Consider the following 24,198-nt stretch of genomic DNA (forward strand, 5'->3'; position numbering starts at 1 on the left):
GCGCCCGGCCCGGGGCCGCCCTACCCTGGGCCACCTTTCCGACACGACGCCTGGGAGAGGACCACCGATGACCGCACCGTCCCTGCGTCCGGCTGAGCTGGACGATTCCGCGATGTCCCGGGTCAAGCAGCTGGAGGACCGGATCGGTGGGCCGCTGGTGGCCTACCGCCCCGAATCCCCCTACGCGGCGCTCGGCGAGGAGCAGGTCGAGGAGCTCCGCCGCACCGAGGCCGAGCTCGGCGTGCAGCTGCTGGCCTACCGACGCTGAACGCAGCACCGCCCCCGTCCGGTCGTCCGGGCGGGGGCGGTGTGCGCTCAGCTGATGTTCGCTCCGCAAGCTCCGCTCAGCGCCGATGTTCGCTCCGCAAGCTCCGCTCAGCAGCCGAGCAGCCGGGTCGCCAGCCAGGTCTCGACCTGGTCGAGCGCGACCCGCTCCTGGGCCATCGTGTCCCGCTCGCGGATCGTCACCGCCTGGTCGGTGAGGGTGTCGAAGTCGACCGTGATGCAGAACGGCGTGCCGATCTCGTCCTGGCGACGGTAGCGGCGGCCGATGGCACCGGCGTCGTCGAAGTCGACGTTCCAGTTCTGCCGCAACCGCGCGGCCAGGTCCTTCGCCTTCGGCGACAGGTCGGCGTTGCGCGACAGCGGCAGCACCGCCGCCTTGACCGGGGCGAGCCGGCGGTCCAGCTTCAGCACGACCCGCTTGTCGACGCCGCCCTTGGCGTTCGGGGCCTCGTCCTCGGTGTAGGCCTCGATCAGGAACGCCATCATCGACCGCCCGACGCCGGCCGCCGGCTCGATCACGTACGGCTTGTACCGGGTGTCGGTGGCCTGGTCGTAGAACGACAGGTCCACACCCGAGTGGTTCGAGTGCGTCGTCAGGTCGAAGTCGGTGCGGTTGGCGACGCCCTCCAGCTCGCCCCACTCCTGGCCGGTGAAGTTGAACTTGTACTCGATGTCGACGGTGCGCTTCGAGTAGTGGGAGAGCTTGTCCTTCGGGTGCTCGTAGTGCCGCAGGTTCGCACGCTCGATGCCCAGGTCGGTGTACCAGCGGGTGCGCTCGTCGATCCAGTACTGGTGCAGCTCCTCGTCACTGCCCGGCTCGACGAAGTACTCCATCTCCATCTGCTCGAACTCGCGGGTCCGGAAGATGAAGTTGCCAGGGGTGATCTCGTTGCGGAAGCTCTTGCCGATCTGGCCGATGCCGAACGGCGGCTTCTTCCGGGACGTGGTCTGCACGTTCAGGAAGTTCACGAAGATGCCCTGGGCGGTCTCCGGGCGCAGGTACGCCATGCCCTCCTCGGACTCCACCGGGCCGAGGAAGGTCTTGAGCATCATGTTGAACTCGCGCGGCGCGGTGAACTGGCCGCGGGTGCCGCAGTTCGGACAGGGAACCTCGGCGAGGTCGTTCGGGTCCGCCTGCTCGGGGTCGCGGCCCTTGCGCTCGGCGAACTCCTCGGCCAGCTGGTCGGCGCGGAAGCGCTTGTGGCACGAGGTGCACTCGACCAGCGGGTCGGTGAAGGCGTTGACGTGGCCGGACGCGACCCAGGTCTGGCGGGGAAGGATGACCGACGAGTCGAGGCCGACGACGTCGTCGCGGCCGGTGACCATCGACTTCCACCACTGCCGTTTGATGTTGTCCTTCAGCTCGACGCCGAGGGGACCGTAGTCCCACGCCGAGCGGGTACCGCCGTAGATCTCCCCGGAGGCGAAGACGAATCCGCGCCGCTTGGTCAGCGCGACGATGGTCTCGATCTTGGCGGAGGTGGGCTTGCTGGCCACAGCGGTACTCCAGGAACGTGGTTCGGACTGTCCCCACGGACGGACGGCCCGGCGGGGCATCCCAGATTACCGACCCCCGCCGCTCCCCCACCCGGCAGCACCCCCGCACCTCCCCGCGCCCGGCAACGCCTCCCGCCCGCAGCGCCTCCCCGCGGCGGCAGCTGGACGCGCACGGGATCGGAGAACGCGCACCCGATCGGGCGCGCGTCCGCCGAATCGGTGCGCGTTCGGCTCGCGAGGGGGTGGGTGTCACCAGGGTGCCTGTGGGCGGAGGCGGGCCGCGACGGCGCCGAAGCCGGTCAGGTCGTCCCAGGTCCAGCGGACCACCGTCCGCACGCACGGCTGGGCCCGCAACGCGTCCTCGCGACGCTTCTCGCGCAGCACCGCGTCGGCCGGGCTCTCCCCGGGGCGCCGCGAACGGCCGTACTTCTCCATCCCGTCGAACTCGCCGACGACACCGGTGCCCGGCCACCAGAAGTCGACCTGCCCGACGTGGCGGCCCGCGGGATCGCAGATCACGTGCTGCAACACCGGGGCCGGAACCCCGAGCCTGGCCATCCGGACACGGCTGCGGGACTCCCCCGGCCCGTCCGCGCGGGCGTCGGCGAAGGCCAGGACGGCCCGGGCACCTGCGACGTTCCGCCGCCCGGCCGCCGCGTCCACGGCTGCCGCGAGCTCCTCCTCGGCCACCGTCCCGGCGAACAGCGCGGCGTCGGCGACCGCGACGGCGGCTTCGAAGCGGCAGGTCCGGGCCACGTCGACGACGGTCCGGGCGATCGACGTCACCGGCCGGCAACGGCGCGGCGTGCAACTGCACGTGCCGGGTCGAGCGCCCACGGGATCGCAGACCCCTGATGACGTGCATCCGCTGCAGCCCGATCCCCCAGGACGGCAGACCGTGCAGCACGACCGCCGACGCGTGGCTGGCCACCGAGCCCGGAGCGAGCCGCGGCACCGTCGCCTCGACGAGCCTGCGGTGCCGGGCGTCGGTATCCCGGTGGGGTGCATCGTCCGGCTCGACGTAGGCGCCGGGCCGCACCCGGATCAGCCTGCCCGCACGGACCGCGGCGCGGACGGTCTCGTCGGTGTGTCCCTCGTCCAGCAGCGCGCGGCGCAGATGCAGTCCCTTCACCCCGACGACGATCCCGGCCGGTGCACCCCGCCACACCGCGTCCGACCAACCTGTGGATGGTTCGGCCGGTCGGGGACAACTCGCCGGACGCGCACCGAATCCGCCGACGCGCGCCCGATCGGGTGCGCGTTCTCCGAACCCGTGCGCGTTCAGCGGGCCGTGCGCGTTCAGCGGGCCGTGCGCGTTCGGCGGAGCCGTGCGCGGTCAGGCCAGGATCGAGGGGTGGTGCCGGGGGGCGGCGCCGGGGGTGACGCTGACGAGGGTCTCGTGGGTGGCGGGGACGGTGGTGTCGGCCTCGGCGAGGAGGGGGTGGACGTGCTCCCGGATCTCGAACGGGCTCAGGGCGCGGCGGTAGGCGTCGATCGAGTCGAAGCGGACGGTCAGGACCCATTGCGCCGGGTCGTCCACCGCGCGGCCGGCCTCGCCGCCGCGGCACCCGGGCCGGGCGGCCAGGAGTTCCAGCGCCCGGGCGGCCCGCGCGGTGAAGTCGGGCTCCTGCCCGGGGGGCACGGTGAAGCGGCAGACCAGCAGCACGTCGGCGACCGTATCGAACACGCTTATCATGTCGGTTGCGGCCGGCACGGCATGCGAACCGCCGGGGGTGTGGCCGCCGCCCCCGGAGACGGGACTGGACACATGTCGACCGCTGCGGACGCCTCCCGCGCCACCGGACCCGGCGGGGGACACCATCCCCCGCCCAGCCCGGGCCCCGTCCGTGACCAGCGCACGCTGGCCGCGGCCGGTGACCTGCTGCGGGCCCTGGCCGCCCCGGTGCGGATCGCGATCGTCCTGCAGTTGCTGGAACACGCGCGCTGCGTGCACGACCTCGTGGACGCACTCGGTGTCACCCAGCCGCTGATCAGCCAGCACCTGCGGGTGTTGAAGGCGGCCGGGGTGGTCGAGGGCGAGCGCAAGGGACGCGAGGTGCTGTACTCCCTGGTGGACGACCACCTCGCGCACATCGTCGTGGACGCCGTGGCGCACGTGGAGGAGGACTCGTGACCGAGCAGGTGATGCAGGCCGGGGCGAACCGGTCGACGGCCGGGCCGCGCGGTATCCGGGCGACCCGGCAGCGTGCCGCGGTGACCGCGCTGCTCGACCGGCTCGACGACTTCCGCTCCGCGCAGGAGATCCACGAGGAGCTCCGCCGCACCGGCGAGGGCATCGGCCTCACCACGGTGTACCGGACCCTGCAGACCCTCGCCGACGGCGGTGAGGTCGACGTGCTGCGGGTCGCCTCCGGCGAGGCCGTCTACCGGCGGTGCGCCAGCGCGCACCACCACCATCACCTGGTGTGCCGCCGGTGCGGCGCGGCCGTCGAGATCGAGGGCCCCGCGGTCGAGTCCTGGGCCCAGTCGGTCGCCGAGCAGCACGGCTACACCGAGCTCTCGCACACGTGCGAGATCTTCGGGCTGTGCGGGCGCTGCACCCGCGGGTCCTGAACTACCGGTCGGAGCCGGGCAGGCCCGCCCGGTCGCCGTGGCGCGGCGTCCAGCCGGTCCCGGCGCCCGACGAGGACCCCGGCCCCGTACGGCGCGTAGATCTTGTGCCCGGACAGCGCGACGTAGTCGGCGCCCCATCCGGCCAGGGCGATCCGGCGGTGCGGGCGAGCTGGGCGGCGTCCACGCAGACCCGGGCACCGGCCGCCGTCTCATAACGCGACACCGTGCCGATCGTCACAGCACTAGCGTGCCCGAGGAGGAGGTGGGCCGACGATGACCGAAACCCAGCAGGGCAGTGCCCCCGCACCCACGACGGTGCGGAAGATCGACATCCCGGAGTCCGGTGAACTCGCGCAGCTCGCCGGCGTGTTCGACGACCTGCAGTACGTGTTGCGGTGCTGCGAGCACCTGGTCACCGCCCTCGGCGGCCCGGAGGCCGGCCCGGTGCAGGTAGACAGCGACCCCGCCCTGGTCGAGGCACTGTGGACCGGTGCGGTGATCGGCTACGTGCGGTGCTTCTCCGGCCGCGCCGCAGTGCTGACCAGGGACGACCTGGGCTCCCTCGAGCTCGAGGGTGACGTCGGGGAGTTCCACGAGATGGTGTCCAAGCTCCGCGACCACTACGCCTCCCGGCACGTGAACCCGCGCGAGTCGTACTCGATCGGCGTCGCCCAGTCCAACGACGGCGAGCCGCGCGGGGTCGCCGTCGTCTCCACCCCGCGCCCGCTGGTCGACGAGACCACGGTGCGGTTGCTCGGCCGGGTCGCCTACGCGCTGTCCGGGCTGGTCGACGCGCGGATGCAGAAGGCGCAGAACGACGTCCTCGGCGTCGCGCACGAGATGACCCCGGCTCAGCTGGCCCAGCTGCCGCTCGTGCACCTGGCCGACGACGCCGAGGCCACCGGGGAGGATCGCGCGGACGGGCCCGGGGACACGGCCGGCTGATCGGGGACGCCGAGCGTGCATGGAACGGCGCGCAGCGGCAACCCTCCGATGACCGACATACCCGTGTCCGAGGAGGAACACCGACGATGGCATCCCGCACGACCACCGACGATGCCGTGCACCGCGCCCTGGACGGCGTGGCGTTCCCGGCCGGCAAGGACGAGCTCGCCGCCGGGGCGGAGCGCAACAGCGCCGACGCGAGGACCGTCGAGGCGCTGCGCGCGGTGCCCGCGACGGACTACGAGTCCGTCGCGGACGTACTGGCGGCCGTCGACACGGCCGACGAGTCCGATGAGGAGACCGAGCAGCTGCGTAAGCAGCGTCGTTCGGAGCACAACCACGGCGGGCTCTCCGAGGCGACCAAGGACGTCGACCCGGTGAACCCGATCGCCGAGGAGCTCGGCACCAACCGGAAGAAGTAGCGGCCGGGCCGGGGCGGAGCGGCCGCCCCGGCCGGCACCGAGACCGGGGCCGTCGACGGCGGCTCGACGCCGGCCGGTCCTCAGCCGGCCACCAGCTCCGCACGCATGCTCGACGCCGAGGACACCACGAGCATCAACAGGGTGCCCATCGGCTGCTCGGCCAGCCCGGCGGCCGGGAAGGCGTAGCGCAGGGTCACGTCCCAGCCGTGCTCGCCGTGCACCACCCGCGGGGTTCCGAACAGGCCCTCACCGACGCCGAGTCCCACCCGGGACGGGATGTCGTCGTCGGGCAGGTCCCAGGCGACGACGCAGGTCAGGTTGAGCACCGGCAGGCCCTCCTCCAGCTCGGTGCCCTGCACCACGCACAGCACGCCACCGTGCGCGAAGGTCAGCGCGCCGTCGTCGTCGACCTGGACGTCGTGGAAGCGCTCCAGCGCACCGCGCGCGGTCCGCAGCATCCCGTCGAGCACCTCGTTCACGACGCCCCCGCCGTGTCGGTGTCGACGCCCGCTGGGGGCAGGTCGACGGCCCCGCCGAACCGGCGGTCCCGTCGTGCGTAGATCTCGATCGCCTCCCAGATGTGCCGGCGGTCGAAGTCCGGGAACAGCGTGTCCAGGAAGACCATCTCGGCGTACGCGCTCTGCCAGAGCAGGAAGTTCGACGTCCGCTGCTCCCCCGACGAGCGGACGAACAGGTCCACGTCGGGCATGTCCGGCTCGTCGAGGTAGCGGGCCAGCATCTTCTCGTTGATCTTGTCCGGGTTGATCCGGCCCTCGGCGGCGAGCCTCGCGACCTGCCGGACCGAGTCGACGATCTCGGCGCGGCCCCCGTAGTTCACGCACATCGTGAGGTTGAGGACGTCGTTGTCGCGGGTCTTCTCCTCGGCGACCTCGAGCTCCTTGATCACCGAACGCCAGAGCCGCGGCCGACGCCCGGCCCAGCGGACCCGGACGCCCATCGCGTGCATCTCGTCGACCCGGCGGCGGATGACGTCCCGGTTGAAGCCCATCAGGAAGCGGACCTCGTCCGGGCTGCGCCGCCAGTTCTCGGTGGAGAACGCGTAGGCCGACAGCCACGTCACACCGAGGTCGATGCACCCGCGGGCGACGTCCATCAGCGACGCCTCGCCCCGCTTGTGGCCCTCGGTGCGGGGCAGGCCGCGGGCGTTGGCCCAGCGGCCGTTGCCGTCCATCACCAGGGCGACGTGCCGGGGCACCAGTTCCTTCGGGATCGCCGGGGGCCGCACGCCCGAGGGGTGCGGCGGTGGAGGCTGGAACGGCACGTCCCGCACCTTACGTGCGCGCCCCGGAGGGCCGCCCGTGGAGCCCCGGGCGGGCCGTCGGGGCGCGCGGTCAGATCCGGAACTCCTCGTCCGGCTCCTCGCGCTCCGGCCAGGCGGGCACGTCCGGGTCCTCGAGGCGTTCGAGGGTCTCGCGCAGGTCACGCATGCCGCGGTGGCCGCGGACCCGGTCGGCCTCCGACTGCGGGTCGCCCTCGTCGGGACGGATCACCGGCAGCATCGGGATGGCCGGCCAGGCGCCCTCCTCGGTGCGGGCACGGACCTGCCGCATCGCCCGGGTCGGACCGTCCTGGGGGGACTCGGGCAGCCGCTCGGTCGAGGCCGGCAGCTGCTGGGTCGGCGGCATCGGGATGCGTTGCGTCGCGGCAGGCAGCCGGCGGGTCCGTGCGGTCCGGCCGTCGTCCCGTGGGTCCTGGGGTCGGGTCACGAGCACCTCTCCGTCACCGGGGCAATCCCCTCGATCACGGGAGCGTAACGAGGCCCGCCGGGCGGTTGCATCGGGAAGGGGTGATTCATCCGGTGGAGTCGGCGGATGCCCACGGGGGCGCGACCGGCGGCGGTTCCCCGGCTGCCGCGGGCGCACCGGAGCCGCCCGGCGCGCCGTCGGGACCGGCCGGCGTCGGATCGGTGGGTGTCGGATCGGTGGGTGTCGGGGCGGCGGGGCCGGTGGGCCGGGCCCGCATCCGGCGGTCGACCAGCGGCAGCGAGCGCAGCTGCCGTTCCAGGTGCCACTGCAGGTGGGCGGCGACCAGCCCGCTGGCCTCCCGCCGCGTCGGGTCGGTGGCGGCATCGGCGGTGTCCCAGTCGCCGTGCAGCAGGGCCTCCAGCAGCAGCGGAGTCTCCGGGGCGGGGGTGACCGAGCCGGGCGGACGGCAGCGCGGGCAGATCGCCCCGCCGCCGGCGACGCTGAACGCCCGGTGCGGGCCGGGCGTCGCGCAGCGGGCGCACTCGGACAACGCCGGCGCCCAGCCGGCGTGGCTCATCGCGCGCAGCAGGAACGCGTCGAGCACCAGCGCGGGATCCCGGACACCGTCGGCCAGCGCCCGGGTCGCGCCGAGCAGCAACAGGTACACCCGCAGGCTCGGCTCGCCCTCCTCGGAGACCAGCCGGTCGGCGGTCTCCAGGATCGCGCAGCCGCAGCTGTAGGCCGACCAGTCCGCGACGACGGCCGGGGCGAACGCGTCCACCGTCTGGGCCTGGGTGACGACGTCGAGCGTGCGGCCGACATAGCACTGCACGTCGACGTGGTTGAACGGCTCCAGCCGGGCCCCCCACCGGGAGCGGGTGCGGCGCACGCCCTTGGCCACCACCCGGATCTTGCCCCGCTGCCTGGTCAGCAGCGTGACGATCCGGTCGGCCTCGCCCAGCTTCTGCACACGCAACACGATCCCGGTGTCGCGGTACAGCTGAGCCATGCCTCCAGCCTAACCAGTGTCTCCAGCGTGATCAGTGCCTCGTCAGGAACCGGTCGGAGCGCCGCTCAGAAGCCCAGCTTGCGAAGCTGCCTGGGGTCCCGCTGCCAGTTGTCCGCGATCTTGACGTGCAGGTCCAGGTGCACCCGGGTGCCGAGCAGCCTCTCGATCTGCCGGCGGGCGTCGGTGCCGACCTGCTTGAGCCGGGCCCCGCCGCGGCCGATCACGATGCCCTTCTGGCTCTGCCGCTCGACGTAGATCAGGGCATGGATCTCCAGCAGGCCGTCCCGCTCGATCGTCTCCTCGACGCCGACCGCGATCGAGTGCGGCAGCTCGTCGCGCACGCCCTCCAGCGCGGCCTCCCGGATGAGCTCGGCCACCAGGGTGTCCTCCGGCTGGTCGGTGAGGTCGCCGTCCGGGTAGAGCTGCGGGCCCTCGGGCAGCCGGGCGACCAGCAGGTCGGCCAGCAACGCGACCTGGAAGCCGGACTGCGCACTGGTCGGCACCACCTCGGCGAACTCCATGAGCTCCGAAACCTCGGCCAGCCGCTCCGCGACCTGCGCCGGCGGGGCCAGGTCGGTCTTGGTGACGACCGCGACCACCGGGGTGTGCGTGGCGACCTTCCGGAGCTCCTCGGCGATGAACCGGTCGCCGCGGCCGACCTTCTCGTTCGCCGGCACGCAGAACCCGACGACGTCGACCTCGGCCCAGGTCTCGCGGACCAGGTCGTTGAGCCGGGACCCGAGCAGGGTGCGCGGCCGGTGCAGGCCGGGGGTGTCGACCAGCACGATCTGGGCGTCGTCGCGGTGCACGATGCCGCGGATGGTGTGCCGGGTGGTCTGCGGCCGTGACGAGGTGATCGCGACCTTCTGCCCGACCAGGGCGTTGGTCAGCGTCGACTTGCCGGCGTTGGGCCGCCCGACGAAGCAGGCGAACCCGGACCGGAACCCCGCCGTGTCGCCTGCCGGGGGCTGCGGGACGGTCACGCGGACGCGCCCAGCCGGTCGAGGATCTCCCGGCCGATCGGCAGCGCCGCGGTCGCCGCCGGGGACGGCGCGTTGAGCACGTGCAGGATCGACCCCGCGGCGCCCGCCCCGTCCGGGCCGGGCTGGTCGAGGAACAGGAAGTCGTCGACCAGGGTGCCGTCGGCCTTGACCGCCTGCGCGCGCACGCCGGCCCCGGCCGGGTGCAGGTCCTCGGCCGTCACCCCGGGCAGCATCCGCTGGATCTGGCGGACCATCGCCCGCTTCGACAGCGACCGCTCGACCTCGCCGATGCCGTACCGCCAGTGCTTGCGGGCCACCTTGATCATGCCCGGGTAGCTGAGCGTGCCGAGCAGCTCCTTCGGCTTGATCGTGCGCCAGTCGTAGCCCTCGCGGGCCATCGCCAGCACGGCGTTCGGGCCGGCGTGCACCTCGCCGTCGATGCCGCGGGTGGCGTGCACCCCGAGGAACGGGAACGCCGGGTCCGGCACCGGGTAGATCAGACCCCGGACCAGTGACGCGGCCCGCTCGGAGAACCCGGTGTACTCGCCGCGGAACGGGATGATCCGCACACCCGGCTCGGCGCCGGCGAGGCGCGCGAGCTCGTCGCAGCGCAGGCCGCCGCACACCACGACCCGGTTGCCCAGCAGGTCGCCACGGTCGGTCCGGACGACGACGTCGCCCGGGCGCCGGGCGAAGCCGGTGACGCTGCGGCCCAGGTGCATCTCGCCGCCGTTCTTCTCGACGAGCTCGGCCAGCTTCTCGGCGATCGCGCGGTAGTCGGTGATGCCGGTGGAGGGGACCCACAGCGCGGCGAGGCCGCGGACGTCCGGTTCGTACTCGCGGATGGCGTGCTCGTCGAGCCGGTGGTGCTCCACACCGTTGGCGTCACCGCGCCGGGCCAGCTCGTCGAGCCGGGGCAGCTCCTCGGGCTCGGTGGCCACGACGAGCTTGCCGCACACCTGGTGCGGCAGGTCGTGCTCGCGGCAGAACGCGACGGTCTCCGCACAGCCGGCCACCGCCAGGCGCGCCTTGTAACCGCCCGGGGCGTAGTACAGCCCGGAGTGGATGACGTTGGAGTTGTTGCCGGTCTGGTGGTCTGCCGGTCGCGGCTCCCGCTCGACGACCGCGACGCTGAGCCCGTTGCGGGTCGCGGCGTAGGCGGTGGCCAGCCCGACGATGCCGCCGCCGACCACCACCAGGTCGTACGCAGGCGTCGCGGGGAGCCCGGCCTCCGGGACGGCCCCGCCGCGGTCCGCGCCGCGCTCGGGTGCGGGGTCAGTTCCTGCCATCGGTTCCTCCTTCGGCGCCCGCGGTCGACGTCGGGGCCGGTTCGGTCGGGTCACCCGCGACCGGGTCGGGAGCGTCGTCGTCCCGGCCGTTCCGGTCGCGGCTCGTCTCGTCGGGGTCGTCGGCCTCGGCCGGTGCCAGCGGGCTGACCAGTACAGAGATGATCCGGATCCGGCCACGGGAGTCCTTGCCGCCCTCGCCGTGCAGCCGCAGCAGCTCCGCGACGTCGGCCTCGGCACCGGGCAGCGGCACCTTGCCCAGCCGCTGGGCCAGCAGCCCGCCGACGGTGTCGACGTCCGCGGACTCCAGGGCCTCGCGCAGCTCGTCCTCCCGCGGGGTGCCGCGGAACCGGCCGGCGAAAAGCTCCTCCAGGTCCTCCACCGGCAGCCGCGCGGCCACCCGGAACGCACCGTCGGCGACCTCGGCGACCTCGGGGACCTCCTCGGTGTCGTACTCGTCAGTGATCTCGCCGACGATCTCCTCCAGGATGTCCTCGATCGTCACCACACCGGCGGTGCCGCCGTACTCGTCGACGACGACGGCCATGTGGTTGCGGGTGCGCTGCATCTCGCGCATCAGCTCGTCGCTGCGCTTGGAGTCCGGCACGAACGCGGCCGGCCGGATGATCTCCACCAGGCTCTTCTGCGGGGCGGTGCCGCGCTGGGCGTCGTCGCGGGCCCGGACCAGGTCCTTCAGGTAGGCCACGCCGATGACGTCGTCGATGCCCTCACCGAGCACCGGGATCCGCGAGTATCCGCTCTTGAGCGCCAGGCGCAGCACCTTCTCCACCGGGGTGTCGCGCTCCGCCCAGATCACGTCGGGGCGCGGGACCATGATCTCCCGGACCGGGGTCTCGCCCAGCTCGAACACCGAGTGGATCATCTTGCGCTCGCCCTCGTCGACCACGCCGCGGTTGCTGGCCATGTCGACGAGCTCGCGCAGCTCGACCTCGGTGGAGAACGGGCCCTCCCGGAAACCGGGGCCCGGTGTGATCGCGTTACCGACCAGGATCAGCAGCGACGCCAGCGGGGAGAGCACGGTGCCCAGCGCACGGATCAGCGCGGCGAGCAGCAGCCCGACCCGGTACGGGTGCTGGCGGCCGAGCGTGCGCGGGCCGACGCCGATCAGCACGTAGCTGACCAGCACCATGATCACGCCGGTGAGCAGCAGCCCGATCCACGGTGCGGAGAAGAGCGGGGCCAGCGCGACGGCCAGCAGCACGACCGCGGAGATCTCGGCCGTCACCCGCAGCAGCATCAGCAGGTTGACGTGCCTGGGCCGGTCGGCGACGACGGCGGCGAGGGCCCGCCCGCCGGCCCGCCCGGCCCGGACCACCTCGTCCACCCGCGCCCGGGAGATCGACATCAGGGCCGAGTCGGCGGCGGCGAACACCCCGGCCAGCAGGACCAGCCCGACCGCGGTGACGGTCAGCCAGACGGCGCTCACGTCTCCTCCGCAACGGCCGTGCCCCGGCCGGTCTCGATCTTGGCGGTCACCGGCCCGATTCGTCCTCGAAACCGGCCGCACCGAGTAGCCGGTCGTCGCTGCGACGCCGGGCGTCCTCGGCCCGGGCCTTCGCCCGGTCCTCCCGCCAGCGCACCAGCAGCCGGTTCTGCAACGCGAACATCTCGCGCTCGTCGTCCGGTTCGAGGTGGTCGTAGCCGAGCAGGTGCAGGATCCCGTGCACGGTGAGCAGGTGCAGCTCGTCGGCGAGGGTGTGTCCGGCCTTGCGCGCCTGGTCCCGGGCGAACGGCGGGCACAGCACGACGTCACCCAGCAGGGCGGGGCCGAGATCCGGGGCGTCCGGACGGCGGGTGTCCTCGGCCAGCGAGTCCATCGGGAACGCCATCACGTCGGTGGGGCCCGGCTCGTCCATCCAGCGGACGTGCAGTTCCTCCATCGCGTCCAGTCCGATGGCCGTGACGGCCAGTTCGGCGGACGGGTTCACCTTCATCGCGTCCAGCGCGTACCGGGCGACCGACACGACCTGTGCCTCGTCGATCGCGATCCCGGACTCGTTGACGACCTCGATGCTCACGCCGGCGCCGACCTGCCCCTGCTCTGCCGCTGTACTGCTGACGTCGGACAGCGTAGTCGGGGGTACCGACGCTAGCGGCGGCGCCCGCCGTGCCTGGTCGGTGGCCCGTTGCGCGGCGCGCCGTTCCCGCCGGCGACGGCGGGGCGGCGCTCGGTCGCGGCGTCGAACCGGGCGTAGGCGTCGACGATGTCGGAGACCAGCTTGTGCCGGACGACGTCGGCGCTGTCGAGGTGCGAGAAGTGCACGTCGTCGACCCCGTCCAGGATCCCCTGCACGACGGTGAGCCCGGACTGTGAGTTGCCGGGCAGGTCGACCTGGGTGACGTCGCCGGTCACCACGATCTTCGAGCCGAAGCCGAGCCGGGTGAGGAACATCTTCATCTGCTCGGGCGTGGTGTTCTGCGCCTCGTCCAGGATGATGAAGGCGTCGTTCAGGGTGCGGCCGCGCATGTAGGCCAGCGGGGCCACCTCGATCGTCCCGGCGGCCATCAGCTTCGGGATCGACTCCGGGTCGATCATGTCGTGCAGCGCGTCGTAGAGCGGGCGCAGGTACGGGTCGATCTTCTCGAACAGCGTGCCCGGCAGGTAGCCCAGCCGCTCCCCCGCCTCGACCGCGGGCCGGGTCAGGATGATCCGGTTGACCTGCTTGGCCTGCAGCGCCTGCACGGCCTTGGCCATCGCCAGGTAGGTCTTGCCGGTACCGGCCGGTCCGATCCCGAACACCACGGTGTGCGAGTCGATGGCGTCGACGTAGCGCTTCTGGTTCAGCGTCTTGGGCCGGATGGTCTTGCCGCGCCGGGACAGGATGTCCAGGCTGAGCACCTCGGCCGGGGACTCGCCGTACCGGTCGCGGTCGGTGGAACCCTCGTCCGAGAGCATCTGCACGGTCCGCCGCACGGTGTCTGCGCCGACCAGCTGGCCGCGCTCGGCCAGCTGGATGAGCTCGGAGAACACCCGCTCGGCGAACGCCACGTCACCCGGGTCGCCGGACAGCGTCAGCTCGTTGCCGCGGACGTGCACGTCCGCCGTGAGCTCGTCCTCGGCGGCACGCAGGCTGTCGTCCCGGGAGCCGAGCAGCGCGAGCAGGGCGGAGTCCGGCACGGTCATCGTGGACCGGACCGTCCCACCGGCCGGTCCTGGCGCGTCGGGCGCCAGATCGGCGCTCCGGGGGGTGGGGCCGGGTTCGGTGCCGGTCAAGAGTGTGATCGCCTGCCTCGTGGTCGGGTCGGGAGGACGTGTCGCGATGGTACCGATCCGACGCCGCCGCGCGCCCGCGCATTCCGCACCGTCGGCGAGCGGTCGCCCGCTCCGATGGTCATCGTCCGGGTGTCGATCGGCGCCATCGGTGGCACCGATCGACACCGGATCCGCGATCAGGACCAGCGGCCGGTGCGGACGGCGAGGGCGCCCAGGGCGACGCAGGCCGCGGTCGAGGCGCGCAGCACCTCGGGACCCAGCCGGACCGGGACGGCCCCGGCGGCGGTGAGGAGCTCCAGCTCGCGGTCGTCGACCCCGCCCTCGGGGCCGACCGCGAGCAGCACCTCGCCCGCGTCCGGGAGCGGGACATCGGCCAGCCCGGTGCCTGCGGATCCGTGCAACACGAGCGCGGCGCCGGACGACCGCACCCGCTCGGTCAGCTGCCGGGTGGTGACCGGCTCGCCCACCGCCGGCTGCCACGGCCGGCGGGCCTGCTTCGCGGCTTCCCGGGCGGCGCCGCGCCAGCGGCCGAGCTGCTTGTCGCCGCGCGGACCGTCGTCCCAGCGGGCGACGCAGCGGGCCGCCTTCCACGGTAGGAACGCGTCCGCGCCGGCCTCGGTGGCGGTCTCCACCGCCAGCTCACCCCGGTCGCCCTTGACCAGTGCCTGCGCCACCGTCACCCGCACCGCCGGGGCGGGGACGTGCTCGACGGCGGCCAGCCGCACGGTCAGTGCCTCCTTCCCGGCGGCGACGGCCTCGGCGCGGGCCAGCCCACCGCGGCCGTCGGCGAGCACCAGCGCCTCGCCGGGCCGGATCCGGCGCACGGTCGCGGCGTGCCGTCCCTCGGCGCCGCCGAGCTCGATCTCGGCGCCCGGCCCGGGCAGCGCGGTGACGTCGTCGACCAGGAACAGCGGCGCGGTCGTCACGACGCGGGGTCCGGCGGGGGCCCCGTTCCGGCGTGGCGTTCCGGCGCAGTCGAGAACCGGCAGCCGCGGACATTCACCCAGACGGCCGCACCCGGCCGCGGGTCCCGCCCGTTCAGCGCCCGCCCCAGGTGTCGCGCAGCCGGGAGAACAGCCCGTGCCCGTTACGAGCGCCGCCGACCAGGTCGGGCTGCTCCTCACCGCGCAGCTTGGCCAGCTGGCGCAACAGGTCGGTCTGCTCCTTGTCCAGCTTCGTCGGGACCCCGACCTCGACGTGCACCAGGAGGTCGCCCTGCCCGTCCACCCGGCCGGTGGAACGCAGCCGGGGCATGCCCTTGCCGCGCAGGGTGCGGACCGTGCCGTGCTGGGTGCCGCCCTCGATGTCGAGCTCCTGCACCTCGCCGTCGAGCAGGGCCAGCGGCAGCGTGGTCCCCAGGGCGGCCGCGGTCATCGGCAGCGGCAGCGTGCAGTGCAGGTCCGAACCGTCCCGGGTGAAGATCTCGTGCGGGACCTCCTCGACCTCCACGTAGAGGTCACCGGCCGGGCCGCCACCCGCACCGACCTCACCCTGCCCGGAGAGTCGCACCCGCATCCCCTCGGCGACCCCGGCCGGGATCTTCACCGAGACCGTGCGGCGCGATCGGACCCGGCCGTCACCGCCGCACTGCCGGCACGGGTCCGGGATGACCTCGCCGAACCCGCGGCAGGTCGGGCACGGACGCGCCGTGACGACCTGGCCGAGGAACGAGCGCTGCACGCTCTGGATCTCGCCGGAACCGCCGCAGGTGTCGCAGGCGCTGGGGTGGGTGCCCTCCGCGCAACCGGAGCCGGTGCACTGCGAGCACAGCACCGCGGTGTCCACGGTCAGGTCGCGGTGCACGCCGGCGGCACAGTCCTCCAGCGTCAGCTCCATCCGAATCAGCGCGTCCGCGCCGGGCTGCACCCGGCTGCGCGGTCCGCGCCCGCGGCCGCCCGCGGCGGAGCCGCCGAAGAAGGCGTCCATGATGTCGCTGAAGCCGCCGAACCCGGCGAACGGGTCACCGCCGCCACCGGCGCCGCCCCCGCCGCCGCCGCGCGGGTTCAGCGGGTCGCCGCCGAGATCGACGATGCGTCGCTTCTCCGGATCGGTCAGTACCTCGTACGCGTCGCTCACCTCGCGGAAGCGCTCCTGCGCGGCCGCGTCGGGGTTGACGTCTGGGTGCAGTTCGCGGGCGAGCCTGCGATAGGCCCGCTTGATCTCGCCCGCGTCGGCGCCCTGCTCGACGCCCAGGATCCCGTAGTAGTCGCGTGCCACCTGGCTTCTCGTCCTCTTGGTCCCTCGTCGGTGCCGCCCGGGGTCGTCACGGGCGGCGGATCTTCGTTCGGTCGCGGTGCGGCGTCGACGTGATGCCGACGTCCGGAGGCCGCAGTTCGTCTAGCGCCCCGCCAGGATGTCACCCACGTAGCGGGCGACGGCATGCACCGCCGAGATCGTGCCCGGGTAGTCCATCCGGGTCGGCCCGACGACGCCCATCCCACCCAGCGGAGTACCCGCTCCGTACCCGACGGTCACCACCGACGCGGCACGCAGGTCCTCGGCCTCGTTCTCCTCCCCGATCCGGACCGTCACCAGCCGGGAGTCCTGGGAGGCGGCCAGCAGCCGCAGCACCACCACCTGCTCCTCCAGCGCCTCGAGCACCTGGCGCATGGAGCCGGGGAAGTCGGCGTGGCTGCGGGTCAAATTCGCGGTGCCGCCCAGCACCAGCCGCTCCTCTGGGTGCTCGACCAGCGTCTCGATCAGCACCGTGGCCAGCTGGGTGAGCGGCACCCGCAGGTCGTCCGGCCCGGTCTCGGGCAGCTCGGCCACCGCGACCGAGGCCTCGGCGAGCTTCTGTCCGGCCAGGGCGTTGCCGAGGATCTCGCGCAGCCGGGCGACGTCGGTCTCGTCGAGGGTGTCGCCCAGGTCGACCACCCGCTGGTCCACCCGGCCGGAGTCGGTGATCAGCACCAGCATCAGCCGGGCCGGCGTGAGCTGGACGACCTCCAGGTGACGGACCGTGGAGCGGGTCAGCGTCGGGTACTGGACGACGGCGACCTGCCGGGTCAGCTGGGCCAGCAGCCGGACGCTGCGGCGCAGCACGTCGTCCAGGTCGACCGCGCCCTCCAGGAACGTCTGCACGGCCCGCTTCTCGGCCGACGACAGCGGTTTGACCTGCGAGATCCGGTCGACGAACTGGCGGTAGCCCTTGTCGGTGGGGATCCGGCCGGCGCTGGTGTGCGGCTGCGCGATCAGCCCGTCCTCCTCCAGCACCGTCATGTCGTTGCGCACGGTGGCGCTGGAGACCCCCAGGTTGTGCCGGTCCACGAGCGCCTTGGAACCGACCGGCTCCTCGGTGGCCACGTAGTCGGCCACGATCGCGCGCAGCACCGCGAACCGGCGCTCGTCGGCGTTCACGTCGTCGCACCTCCCCGGTGGTCGCGCGGTCGCCTCCCGGCATACCTGACGTACCGCAACCATTCTAGGCGTGACGCGGGCGCCGGCGTCGGATCCGCGGGCCCGGACCGGGGCGTCCGGCGGAGCTCCGCGCGCCGTGCGCGGGGTCTGGTGGCGTCGACGGACGGCGGCCGCGAACCGCGTCGATCGCCGCGCCCTGCTGGTCGGCGCCGGTACACCCGCCATCGGGACCGGACGCCCCGGCGCCGTTCCGCGGGCCGGATCCGGCGCGGTGTCATCCCGCACATCGGGGTGCCGAGCGTCACCGCCGGGTCGACCTACCGGACGTGCCGCTGCCCCGGGCCGGCCACCCGCCCTGATCGGGCTCAGCCCGCGGAGTACCCGACCAGGTCTGGGTCTCCGGTGCCGTCAACGTCGAGGGGCAGCACGGTCGCCTCGCGGCCCCGGGCGCGCAACGTCCCGGCCAGGACGCCCGCTGCGACCAGCAGCCGGCGGCGCCGCGGGCTCACCGGCGCCCGGCCCCCGGTGCGGCCGGTTCCTCGGCGACCAGCAGGTCGGTCACCACCCGGTCGGCCAGCAGGCGTCCGCGGTCGGTGAGCACCGCCCGGCCGGCGGCCAGCGCGGCGTCGTCGAGCAGGCCGTCGCCGGCGGCGCGGGCCGCGGCGGCCCGGCCGGCGTCGTCGAGCAGGTCCAGGGTCATGCCCTCGGCCAGCCGGAGCCGCAGCATCACCCGCTCGGTGTGCTGCTCGTCCGCGGTGAGCTGCTCGCTCCCGGCCTCCGGGCTCCCACCGGCCTCGAGCTGCGCGGCCCACCGCGCCGGGTGCTTGACGTTCCACCAGCGCCGCCCGGCCAGGTGCGAGTGCGCGCCGGGACCGACGCCCCACCAGTCGCCGTCCCGCCAGTAGCCCAGGTTGTGCCGGCACTCGGCGCCGGGGACCGACCAGTTGGACACCTCGTACCAGCGCATCCCGGCCGCCCGCAGCCGCGTGTCGAGCAGCTCGTAGCGGGTGGCGGCGACGTCGTCGTCCGGGGCGGGAAGCTCGCCACGGCGGACCCGCCGGGCCAGTGCCGTACCGTCCTCGACGATCAGCGCGTAGGCCGAGACGTGATCGACGCCGGCCTCGAGCACGGCATCTGCGGAGCGCCGCAGGTCGTCGTCGGTCTCCCCCGGCGTCGCGTAGATCAGGTCCAGGTTGACGTGGCCGAACCCCGCGGCGCGGGCCTCCCGGGCGGCCTCGACGGCGCGGCCGGGGGTGTGCGTCCGGTCGAGCACGGCGAGCACGTGCCGGGCCGCCGACTGCATGCCGAGCGAGACCCGCGTGTAGCCGCCGGCGCGCAGGCCTGCGAAGAACTCCGGCGACGTCGACTCGGGGTTGGACTCGGTGCTGACCTCGCAGTCCGGCGCCACCCGGAACTCGGACCGGATCGCGGCCATGACCGCGGCGAGCCGCTCGGCCCCGAGCAGCGACGGGGTGCCCCCGCCGACGAACACCGTTTCCACCGTGCGGTCGCCGACCGTCCGGGCGGCGAGGGCGATCTCGCGGCGGGCGGCCGCCAGCCAGCCGTCCGGCGACGAGGCGTCCCCGGACAGCTCGGAGGCGGTGTAGGTGTTGAAGTCGCAGTAGCCGCACCGGCTCGCGCAGAACGGGACGTGCACGTAGATGCCGAACGGGATCACGGCTCCACGGTAGCCGCCGGTCACGCGGCCGTACGAACGTCCGGACCTATCCGGGTCCGGTCCCAGGATGCGAGCATCACGTTGGCTCCGGTCCGGACACCGTGGCAGGCTGGAACCGTGCCCGCGCTTCGCCTCCGCCTCGTGGCCCGCCGCCACGTGGACCTGAACCGGACTCGCAGCGCGCTCTGTCGCCGTCCCGTCTGACGGCCCACGCATCATCCTCGAACCCCGGGCCGCGGTGTGTCCTGTCCGGGGCACGACCGTGTGCCACGGAGGCACCGACCCCCCTCGGAGCACCCACCACATGGCGCCCTCGAAGACTGCTCCTGCCCGCCCGCGCGGCCAGGGCCAGTGGAAGCTCGGCCACCGCGAGCCGCTGAACCCGAACGAGCGGAGCAAGCGCGACGACAACCCGCTGAACGTCCGCGCCCGGATCGAGAACATCTACGCCAGGGGCGGATTCGACTCGATCGACCCGGCGGACCTGCGCGGTCGGTTCCGCTGGATGGGCCTCTACACCCAGCGCAAGCCCGGGATCGACGGCGGCCGCACCGCGGCGCTGGACCCCGAGGAGCTCGACGACCGCTACTTCATGATGCGCGTGCGGCTCGACGGCGGTGCCGTCAGCGCCGCGCAGCTGCGCGCACTCGGTGAGGTGTCGCGGGACTACGCCCGCGACACCGCCGACGTCACCGACCGGGAGAACATCCAGTACCACTGGATCCGCGTCGAGGACGTCCCGGCGATCTGGGACAAGCTCGAGGGCCTGGGCATGCAGACCACCGAGGCCTGCGGCGACTGCCCGCGGGTGGTGCTGGGCTCGCCGGTGGCCGGCGTCGCGGCCGACGAGGTGCTCGACCCGACCCCGGCGATCGACGAGATCGTCCGCCGCTTCATCGGGGACCGGGAGCTCTCGAACCTGCCGCGCAAGTTCAAGACCGCGGTCTCCTGGCAGCAGGACGTCGCGCACGAGGTCAACGACGTCTCGTTCGTCGGCGTCGAGCACCCGGAGCACGGGCCGGGCTTCGACCTGTGGGTCGGCGGCGGCCTGTCCACCAACCCGCGGCTGGCGGAGCGGCTGGCGGTCTGGGTGCCGCTCGACGAGGTGCCCGACGTGTGGCACGGCGTCGTCCAGGTCTTCCGGGACTACGGCTACCGGCGGCTGCGGCACCGCGCCCGGATCAAGTTCCTGATCGCCGACTGGGGCCCCGAGAAGTTCCGCCAGGTGCTGGAGGACGAGTACCTGGGCCGGACGCTGGCCGACGGCCCGGCCCCGGCGGTCCCGGACCGCCCGATCGACCACGTCGGCGTCCACAAGCAGCAGGACGGCCGCAACTACGTCGGCGTCGCGCCGCCGTCCGGCCGGGTCTCGGGCAGCACGCTGGTCGCCGTCGCCGACGCCGCCGCCCGCGCCGGGTCGGACCGGGTGCGGTTCACGCCGTACCAGAAGATCGTCGTGCTGGACGTGGCCGACGACCGGCTGCCCGGCCTGATCTCCGAGCTCAACCGGCTGGGGCTGCCGGCCGAGCCGTCCACCTGGCGCCGCTCCACGATGGCCTGCACCGGCATCGAGTTCTGCAAGCTCGCGATCGTCGAGACCAAGGAGCGGGCGATCCGCCTGGTCGAGGACCTGGAGAAGCGCCTCGCCGAGGTCGTCCCGGACGTCCCGATCTCGCTGCACCTCAACGGCTGCCCGAACGCCTGCGCCCGCACCCAGGTCGCCGACATCGGTCTCAAGGGCCAGATCGTCACCGACACCGAGGGCAACCAGGTCGAGGGCTTCCAGGTGCACCTGGGCGGCGGACTCGGCCTCGACTCCGGGTTCGGCCGCAAGGTGCGCGGGCTCAAGGTCACCAGCGCCGAGCTGGGCGACTACGTCGAGCGGATCGTGCGGAACTTCGCCGCCCAGCGCACCGAGGGCGAGCGGTTCGCCCAGTGGGTGCTGCGGGCCGACCAGGCGGACCTCGCATGAGCGAGCGCGCCGCACCGTTCTACTGCCCGTACTGCGGCGAGGAGGACCTCCGGCCTTCCGAGGGAACCGCGAACGTGCCCGGTGCCGCCTGGTGGTGCGCGGACTGCCTGCGCACCTTCGTCGTCACCTTCGTCGGGATCGGCGTCCCCGAGACCACCACCGGAGCGGAGTCATGAGCACAGCTCTCGAACAGGACCTGCGGCGGACCGCCGAGCAGGGCGCCGAGGACCTCGGTCCGGACGCGAGCGCCGGGCAGCTGCTGGCCTGGGCCGCGCGGACCTTCGGCGACAAGCTGATCGTCGCCTCCAACATGCAGGACGCGGTGCTGGTCGACCTCACCACGAGGGCCAAACCGGACGTGGACGTGCTGTTCCTGGAGACCGGCTACCACTTCGCCGAGACCCTCGGCACCCGCGACGCCGTCGACTCGATCTACCCGGAGCTGACGATCGTCAACGCGACGGCCGATCGGACCGTCGCCGAGCAGGACGCGGCCGAGGGCAAGGACCTCTTCGCCCGGGAGCCGGACCGCTGCTGCGCGATGCGCAAGCTCGCCCCGCTGCAGCGCACGCTGTCCGGCTACGACGCCTGGGTCACCGGCGTCCGCCGGGTGGAGGCCCCGACCCGGGCGAACACCCCGCTGATCACCTACGACGACAAGTTCGGGCTGGTCAAGATCAACCCGATTGCCGCCTGGAGCGACGACGACATGCAGCGCTACATCGACGACCACGGAATCCTGGTGAACCCGCTGGTGGACGCCGGGTACCCGAGCATCGGCTGCGCGCCGTGCACGGCGAAGCCGCAGCCGGGCGAGGACCCGCGCGCGGGCCGCTGGGCGGGCCGGGCCAAGACCGAGTGCGGGCTGCACGCATGACCGCCGACGCACTCGCCCCCGTCGCGGGCCCCGCGCTGGACGCGCTGGACGCGCTGGAGTCCGAGGCGATCCACGTCTTCCGCGAGGTGGCCGGCGAGTTCGACCGGCCGGTGATCCTGTTCTCCGGCGGCAAGGACTCCACGCTGCTGGTGCACCTGGCGATCAAGGCGTTCGCCCCGGCGCCGGTGCCGTTCCCGTTACTGCACGTCGACACCGGGCACAACTACCCCGAGGTCATCACGTTCCGGGACGAGCTCGCCGCCCGGTACGACCTGCGCCTGGAGGTCGCCCGCGTCGAGGACTACCTCGCCGACGGCCGGCTCACCGAGCGGGCCGACGGCACCCGCAACCCGCTGCAGACCCAGCCGCTGCTCGACGCGATCACCGAGCACCGCTTCGACGCCGTGTTCGGTGGCGGGCGCCGGGACGAGGAGCGGGCCCGGGCCAAGGAACGGATCATGTCGCTGCGCGACGCGTTCGGCCGCTGGGATCCGCGCAAGCAGCGCCCGGAGCTGTGGAACCTCTACAACGGACGGCACGCCCCGGGCGAGCACGTCCGGGTGTTCCCGATCTCCAACTGGACCGAGCTGGACGTCTGGCGCTACATCCAGCGGGAGAACATCGAACTGCCGCCGATCTACTTCGCGCACGAGCGCCCGGTGTTCAGCCGGGACGGGATGTGGCTGGCGGAGGGCCCGTGGGGCGGGCCACGCGACGGCGAGACGCTGGAGACCCGCAGCGTGCGCTACCGGACCGTCGGCGACGGGTCCTGCACCGGCGCCGTCGAGTCCACCGCGGCCACCCTCGACGAGGTGATCGCCGAGGTGACCGCGTCCCGGCTGACCGAGCGCGGCGCCACCCGGGCCGACGACCGGATGTCCGAGGCCGCCATGGAGGACCGCAAGAAGGAGGGCTACTTCTGATGAGCCGGGATCTTCTTCGCTTCGCTACGGCGGGTTCCGTGGACGACGGCAAGTCCACGCTCGTCGGGCGGCTGCTCTACGACACCAAGTCGGTGCTCGCCGACCAGATCGAGGCCGTCGAGCGGGCCTCGGTCGACCGCGGCATGTCGGCACCGGACGTGTCGTTGCTGGTCGACGGCCTGCGCGCGGAGCGTGAGCAGGGCATCACGATCGACGTCGCGTACCGCTACTTCGGCACCCCGAACCGGGAGTTCGTCCTCGCCGACACCCCGGGCCACGTGCAGTACACCCGCAACACCGTCACCGGGGCCTCCACCGCCGAACTGGCGGTGCTGCTGGTCGACGCCCGCAACGGCGTCGTCGCGCAGACCCGGCGGCACGCCGCGGTGCTGGCGCTGCTGCGGGTGCCGCGGCTGGTGCTGGCGATCAACAAGATCGACCTCATCGACTACGACGAGGCCAAGATCGCCGGGATCGTCGAGGAGTTCACCGGGCTCACGCGCTCGCTGGGCTTCACCGACGACGCCGTCCAGGTGATCCCGGTGTCCGCGCTGGTCGGCGACAACGTCGCGACGCGCAGTTCCGCGACGCCGTGGTACGAGGGGCCGACCCTGCTCGAGCACCTGGAGTCGGTGCCGGTCGAGGGGCCGGACTCCGGTGCGCCGTTCCGGATGCCGGTGCAGTACGTGATCCGCCCCCGGAACGGTGCCGATGCGCGCTCCGCTACCGCTGCGCACGGTGCGCTGCACGACTACCGCGGCTACGCCGGGCAGGTCGCGTCGGGCACCGTCCGGGCCGGGGACGAGGTCGTCGTGCTGCCGGAGGGGCACCGCACCACGGTCTCCGAGGTCCGCACCGCCGACGGCCCGCTGGACGCCGCCGTCGCCGGCCTCTCGGTCACCGTCCTGCTGGCCGACGACATCGACGCCCCGCGCGGCGCGATGATCGCGGCCGCGGCCGGCGCCCCCGAGGTCGGTACCGAGCTCGACGCGACGCTGTGCTGGCTGGCCGAGAAGCCACTGGTGCCGGGGGCCCGGCTGCTGCTCAAGCACGGCACCCGGACCACCCAGGTGATCGTCGGCGGGCTGAGGGCCCGGCTGGACACCGACACCGTGTCCTACACGGACGCCCCGGAGCAGCTGGAGATCAACGACATCGGGCGGGTGGCCCTGCGCACCGCCGATCCGCTGCCGGTGGACCCCTACGCGCGGGTCCGCACCACGGGCGGGTTCCTGCTCATCGACCCCGGCACCGGCAACACGCTGGCCGCAGGGTTGGTCGGTGACCCGCTCGCGGCGATCTCCGCCGGCTGACTCCCCGGCTCGCGTGTCCCGAGGGGCACCCTGGTCCCTACCGGGCCCCGAGGGTGCCCCCGGGAGCGCGTCCCGCCACCACTACCGGCGCCCGGCGTCGGCACGCCGTCGCGATCGTCGTCACCGGCCGGCGCCG

At 73.4% G+C, this 24,198-nt stretch carries 28 protein-coding genes; 10 read left to right on the forward strand and 18 right to left on the reverse strand.

Translation table 11 applies throughout. The features are described from left to right. Positions 1-67 precede the first annotated feature (67 nt). Positions 68-268, forward strand: a complete 201-nt coding sequence (locus ACLFMI_RS22485) for a hypothetical protein (protein WP_410949919.1) — start codon at positions 68-70, stop codon at positions 266-268. A gap of 107 nt (positions 269-375) precedes the next feature. Here the strand turns inward: ACLFMI_RS22485 and ACLFMI_RS22490 are convergent, their stop codons facing one another. The 3 genes from ACLFMI_RS22490 to ACLFMI_RS22500 all read right to left on the reverse strand — a co-directional run bounded on the left by ACLFMI_RS22490 (position 376) and on the right by ACLFMI_RS22500 (position 3,469). Then, complete coding sequence (locus ACLFMI_RS22490) at positions 376-1,782, reverse strand: glycine--tRNA ligase (protein ID WP_410949920.1); 1,407 nt, start codon at positions 1,780-1,782, stop codon at positions 376-378. Between the two features lie 249 nt (positions 1,783-2,031). Beyond that, the gene (locus ACLFMI_RS22495; protein ID WP_410949921.1) at positions 2,032-2,568 is read right to left on the reverse strand and encodes a hypothetical protein; all 537 of its coding nucleotides are present in this window, start codon (positions 2,566-2,568) and stop codon (positions 2,032-2,034) included. Positions 2,569-3,118: 550 nt separating this feature from the next. After that, positions 3,119-3,469, reverse strand: a complete 351-nt coding sequence (locus ACLFMI_RS22500; RefSeq protein ID WP_410949922.1) for an antibiotic biosynthesis monooxygenase — start codon at positions 3,467-3,469, stop codon at positions 3,119-3,121. Positions 3,470-3,550: 81 nt separating this feature from the next. On the opposite strand from ACLFMI_RS22500, the gene ACLFMI_RS22505 reads away from it, so the two are divergent. Continuing rightward, a complete protein-coding gene (locus ACLFMI_RS22505) occupies positions 3,551-3,916 on the forward strand; it encodes an ArsR/SmtB family transcription factor (protein ID WP_410949923.1) in 366 nt (121 codons plus the stop codon). 11 nt (positions 3,917-3,927) lie between these two features. Beyond that, complete coding sequence (locus tag ACLFMI_RS22510) at positions 3,928-4,356, forward strand: Fur family transcriptional regulator (RefSeq protein ID WP_410949987.1); 429 nt, start codon at positions 3,928-3,930, stop codon at positions 4,354-4,356. Here the strand turns inward: ACLFMI_RS22510 and ACLFMI_RS22515 are convergent. Beyond that, positions 4,290-4,544, reverse strand: a complete 255-nt coding sequence (locus tag ACLFMI_RS22515; RefSeq protein WP_410949988.1) for an aminotransferase class V-fold PLP-dependent enzyme — start codon at positions 4,542-4,544, stop codon at positions 4,290-4,292. The genes ACLFMI_RS22510 and ACLFMI_RS22515 overlap by 67 nt on opposite strands. Positions 4,545-4,629: 85 nt before the next feature. On the opposite strand from ACLFMI_RS22515, the gene ACLFMI_RS22520 reads away from it, so the two are divergent. Further along, a complete protein-coding gene (locus tag ACLFMI_RS22520; protein WP_410949924.1) occupies positions 4,630-5,301 on the forward strand; it encodes a hypothetical protein in 672 nt (223 codons plus the stop codon). A gap of 86 nt (positions 5,302-5,387) precedes the next feature. Next, positions 5,388-5,723 carry a DUF2795 domain-containing protein gene (locus tag ACLFMI_RS22525; RefSeq protein WP_410949925.1) on the forward strand — a complete coding sequence of 112 codons (336 nt, stop codon included), beginning with the start codon at positions 5,388-5,390 and terminating at the stop codon, positions 5,721-5,723. Positions 5,724-5,803: 80 nt separating this feature from the next. On the opposite strand, the gene ACLFMI_RS22530 is transcribed toward ACLFMI_RS22525, so the two are convergent. From ACLFMI_RS22530 to hemW, 14 genes are all read right to left on the reverse strand, one after another. After that, positions 5,804-6,181, reverse strand: a complete 378-nt coding sequence (locus ACLFMI_RS22530; protein ID WP_410949989.1) for a hypothetical protein — start codon at positions 6,179-6,181, stop codon at positions 5,804-5,806. 17 nt (positions 6,182-6,198) lie between these two features. Then, positions 6,199-7,005, reverse strand: coding sequence for an isoprenyl transferase (locus ACLFMI_RS22535; protein WP_410949926.1), 807 nt, complete (start codon positions 7,003-7,005; stop codon positions 6,199-6,201). Between the two features lie 70 nt (positions 7,006-7,075). Next, positions 7,076-7,450: a hypothetical protein gene (locus ACLFMI_RS22540; RefSeq protein ID WP_410949927.1), complete on the reverse strand. Its 375-nt coding sequence runs from the start codon at positions 7,448-7,450 to the stop codon at positions 7,076-7,078. An 85-nt stretch (positions 7,451-7,535) separates the two neighbouring features. Further along, on the reverse strand, positions 7,536-8,438 hold the full coding sequence (gene recO, locus ACLFMI_RS22545) for a DNA repair protein RecO (RefSeq protein ID WP_410949928.1): 903 nt from the start codon (positions 8,436-8,438) through the stop codon (positions 7,536-7,538). A gap of 65 nt (positions 8,439-8,503) precedes the next feature. Continuing rightward, entirely contained in the window at positions 8,504-9,421 is a 918-nt protein-coding gene (gene era / locus ACLFMI_RS22550) for a GTPase Era (RefSeq protein WP_410949929.1), read from the reverse strand. Further along, on the reverse strand, positions 9,418-10,710 hold the full coding sequence (gene lhgO, locus ACLFMI_RS22555; protein ID WP_410949930.1) for an L-2-hydroxyglutarate oxidase: 1,293 nt from the start codon (positions 10,708-10,710) through the stop codon (positions 9,418-9,420). The genes era and lhgO overlap by 4 nt, the downstream gene beginning before the upstream one ends. Next, complete coding sequence (locus ACLFMI_RS22560; RefSeq protein ID WP_410949931.1) at positions 10,697-12,154, reverse strand: hemolysin family protein; 1,458 nt, start codon at positions 12,152-12,154, stop codon at positions 10,697-10,699. The genes lhgO and ACLFMI_RS22560 overlap by 14 nt, the downstream gene beginning before the upstream one ends. Before the next feature lie 46 nt (positions 12,155-12,200). After that, on the reverse strand, positions 12,201-12,746 hold the full coding sequence (gene ybeY, locus ACLFMI_RS22565; protein ID WP_410949932.1) for an rRNA maturation RNase YbeY: 546 nt from the start codon (positions 12,744-12,746) through the stop codon (positions 12,201-12,203). A gap of 71 nt (positions 12,747-12,817) precedes the next feature. Further along, positions 12,818-13,942 (reverse strand): PhoH family protein, encoded by a 1,125-nt coding sequence (locus tag ACLFMI_RS22570; RefSeq protein ID WP_410949933.1) that lies wholly within the window; start codon positions 13,940-13,942, stop codon positions 12,818-12,820. Between the two features lie 176 nt (positions 13,943-14,118). Next, the gene (locus tag ACLFMI_RS22575) at positions 14,119-14,868 is read right to left on the reverse strand and encodes a 16S rRNA (uracil(1498)-N(3))-methyltransferase (protein WP_410949934.1); all 750 of its coding nucleotides are present in this window, start codon (positions 14,866-14,868) and stop codon (positions 14,119-14,121) included. A gap of 112 nt (positions 14,869-14,980) precedes the next feature. Next, entirely contained in the window at positions 14,981-16,159 is a 1,179-nt protein-coding gene (gene dnaJ, locus ACLFMI_RS22580) for a molecular chaperone DnaJ (RefSeq protein ID WP_410949935.1), read from the reverse strand. A 120-nt stretch (positions 16,160-16,279) separates the two neighbouring features. Next, on the reverse strand, positions 16,280-17,299 hold the full coding sequence (gene hrcA, locus ACLFMI_RS22585) for a heat-inducible transcriptional repressor HrcA (protein ID WP_410949936.1): 1,020 nt from the start codon (positions 17,297-17,299) through the stop codon (positions 16,280-16,282). A 365-nt stretch (positions 17,300-17,664) separates the two neighbouring features. Then, positions 17,665-17,808, reverse strand: coding sequence for a hypothetical protein (locus ACLFMI_RS22590; RefSeq protein ID WP_410949937.1), 144 nt, complete (start codon positions 17,806-17,808; stop codon positions 17,665-17,667). Continuing rightward, positions 17,805-18,977, reverse strand: a complete 1,173-nt coding sequence (gene hemW / locus ACLFMI_RS22595) for a radical SAM family heme chaperone HemW (RefSeq protein WP_410949938.1) — start codon at positions 18,975-18,977, stop codon at positions 17,805-17,807. Before hemW ends, ACLFMI_RS22590 begins: the two co-directional genes overlap by 4 nt. Positions 18,978-19,281: 304 nt before the next feature. Here hemW and ACLFMI_RS22600 point away from each other — a divergent pair, with 304 nt between their 5' ends. From ACLFMI_RS22600 to ACLFMI_RS22620, 5 genes are read left to right on the forward strand one after another with little or no spacing between them, the layout of a single operon-like run. Beyond that, a complete protein-coding gene (locus ACLFMI_RS22600; RefSeq protein ID WP_410949939.1) occupies positions 19,282-20,949 on the forward strand; it encodes a nitrite/sulfite reductase in 1,668 nt (555 codons plus the stop codon). After that, positions 20,946-21,125: an Insertion element protein gene (locus ACLFMI_RS22605; protein WP_410949940.1), complete on the forward strand. Its 180-nt coding sequence runs from the start codon at positions 20,946-20,948 to the stop codon at positions 21,123-21,125. The genes ACLFMI_RS22600 and ACLFMI_RS22605 overlap by 4 nt, the downstream gene beginning before the upstream one ends. Beyond that, a complete protein-coding gene (locus ACLFMI_RS22610) occupies positions 21,122-21,826 on the forward strand; it encodes a phosphoadenylyl-sulfate reductase (protein WP_410949941.1) in 705 nt (234 codons plus the stop codon). The genes ACLFMI_RS22605 and ACLFMI_RS22610 overlap by 4 nt, the downstream gene beginning before the upstream one ends. Then, entirely contained in the window at positions 21,823-22,749 is a 927-nt protein-coding gene (cysD, locus tag ACLFMI_RS22615) for a sulfate adenylyltransferase subunit CysD (RefSeq protein ID WP_410949942.1), read from the forward strand. The genes ACLFMI_RS22610 and cysD overlap by 4 nt, the downstream gene beginning before the upstream one ends. After that, on the forward strand, positions 22,749-24,062 hold the full coding sequence (locus ACLFMI_RS22620) for a sulfate adenylyltransferase subunit 1 (protein WP_410949943.1): 1,314 nt from the start codon (positions 22,749-22,751) through the stop codon (positions 24,060-24,062). Before cysD ends, ACLFMI_RS22620 begins: the two co-directional genes overlap by 1 nt. Positions 24,063-24,198: the final 136 nt, after the last annotated feature.

The sequence above is a fragment of the Pseudonocardia nantongensis genome, assembly GCF_046546495.1.
In the GTDB taxonomy this organism is placed as follows: domain Bacteria; phylum Actinomycetota; class Actinomycetes; order Mycobacteriales; family Pseudonocardiaceae; genus Pseudonocardia; species Pseudonocardia nantongensis.

What these genes read in the sequence shown, in the direction of transcription:
- ACLFMI_RS22520 (WP_410949924.1), top strand. Translation starts at nt 4,630, where the DNA reads ATGACCGAAACCCAGCAGGGCAGTGCCCCCGCACCCACGACGGTGCGG.
- lhgO (WP_410949930.1), bottom strand. Translation starts at nt 10,710, where the DNA reads ATGGCAGGAACTGACCCCGCACCCGAGCGCGGCGCGGACCGCGGCGGG.
- ACLFMI_RS22600 (WP_410949939.1), top strand. Translation starts at nt 19,282, where the DNA reads ATGGCGCCCTCGAAGACTGCTCCTGCCCGCCCGCGCGGCCAGGGCCAG.
- ACLFMI_RS22510 (WP_410949987.1), top strand. Translation starts at nt 3,928, where the DNA reads ATGCAGGCCGGGGCGAACCGGTCGACGGCCGGGCCGCGCGGTATCCGG.
- cysD (WP_410949942.1), top strand. Translation starts at nt 21,823, where the DNA reads ATGACCGCCGACGCACTCGCCCCCGTCGCGGGCCCCGCGCTGGACGCG.
- ACLFMI_RS22505 (WP_410949923.1), top strand. Translation starts at nt 3,551, where the DNA reads ATGTCGACCGCTGCGGACGCCTCCCGCGCCACCGGACCCGGCGGGGGA.
- ACLFMI_RS22525 (WP_410949925.1), top strand. Translation starts at nt 5,388, where the DNA reads ATGGCATCCCGCACGACCACCGACGATGCCGTGCACCGCGCCCTGGAC.
- ACLFMI_RS22605 (WP_410949940.1), top strand. Translation starts at nt 20,946, where the DNA reads ATGAGCGAGCGCGCCGCACCGTTCTACTGCCCGTACTGCGGCGAGGAG.
- recO (WP_410949928.1), bottom strand. Translation starts at nt 8,438, where the DNA reads ATGGCTCAGCTGTACCGCGACACCGGGATCGTGTTGCGTGTGCAGAAG.
- ACLFMI_RS22485 (WP_410949919.1), top strand. Translation starts at nt 68, where the DNA reads ATGACCGCACCGTCCCTGCGTCCGGCTGAGCTGGACGATTCCGCGATG.
- ACLFMI_RS22530 (WP_410949989.1), bottom strand. Translation starts at nt 6,181, where the DNA reads ATGCTGCGGACCGCGCGCGGTGCGCTGGAGCGCTTCCACGACGTCCAG.
- ACLFMI_RS22620 (WP_410949943.1), top strand. Translation starts at nt 22,749, where the DNA reads ATGAGCCGGGATCTTCTTCGCTTCGCTACGGCGGGTTCCGTGGACGAC.
- ACLFMI_RS22610 (WP_410949941.1), top strand. Translation starts at nt 21,122, where the DNA reads ATGAGCACAGCTCTCGAACAGGACCTGCGGCGGACCGCCGAGCAGGGC.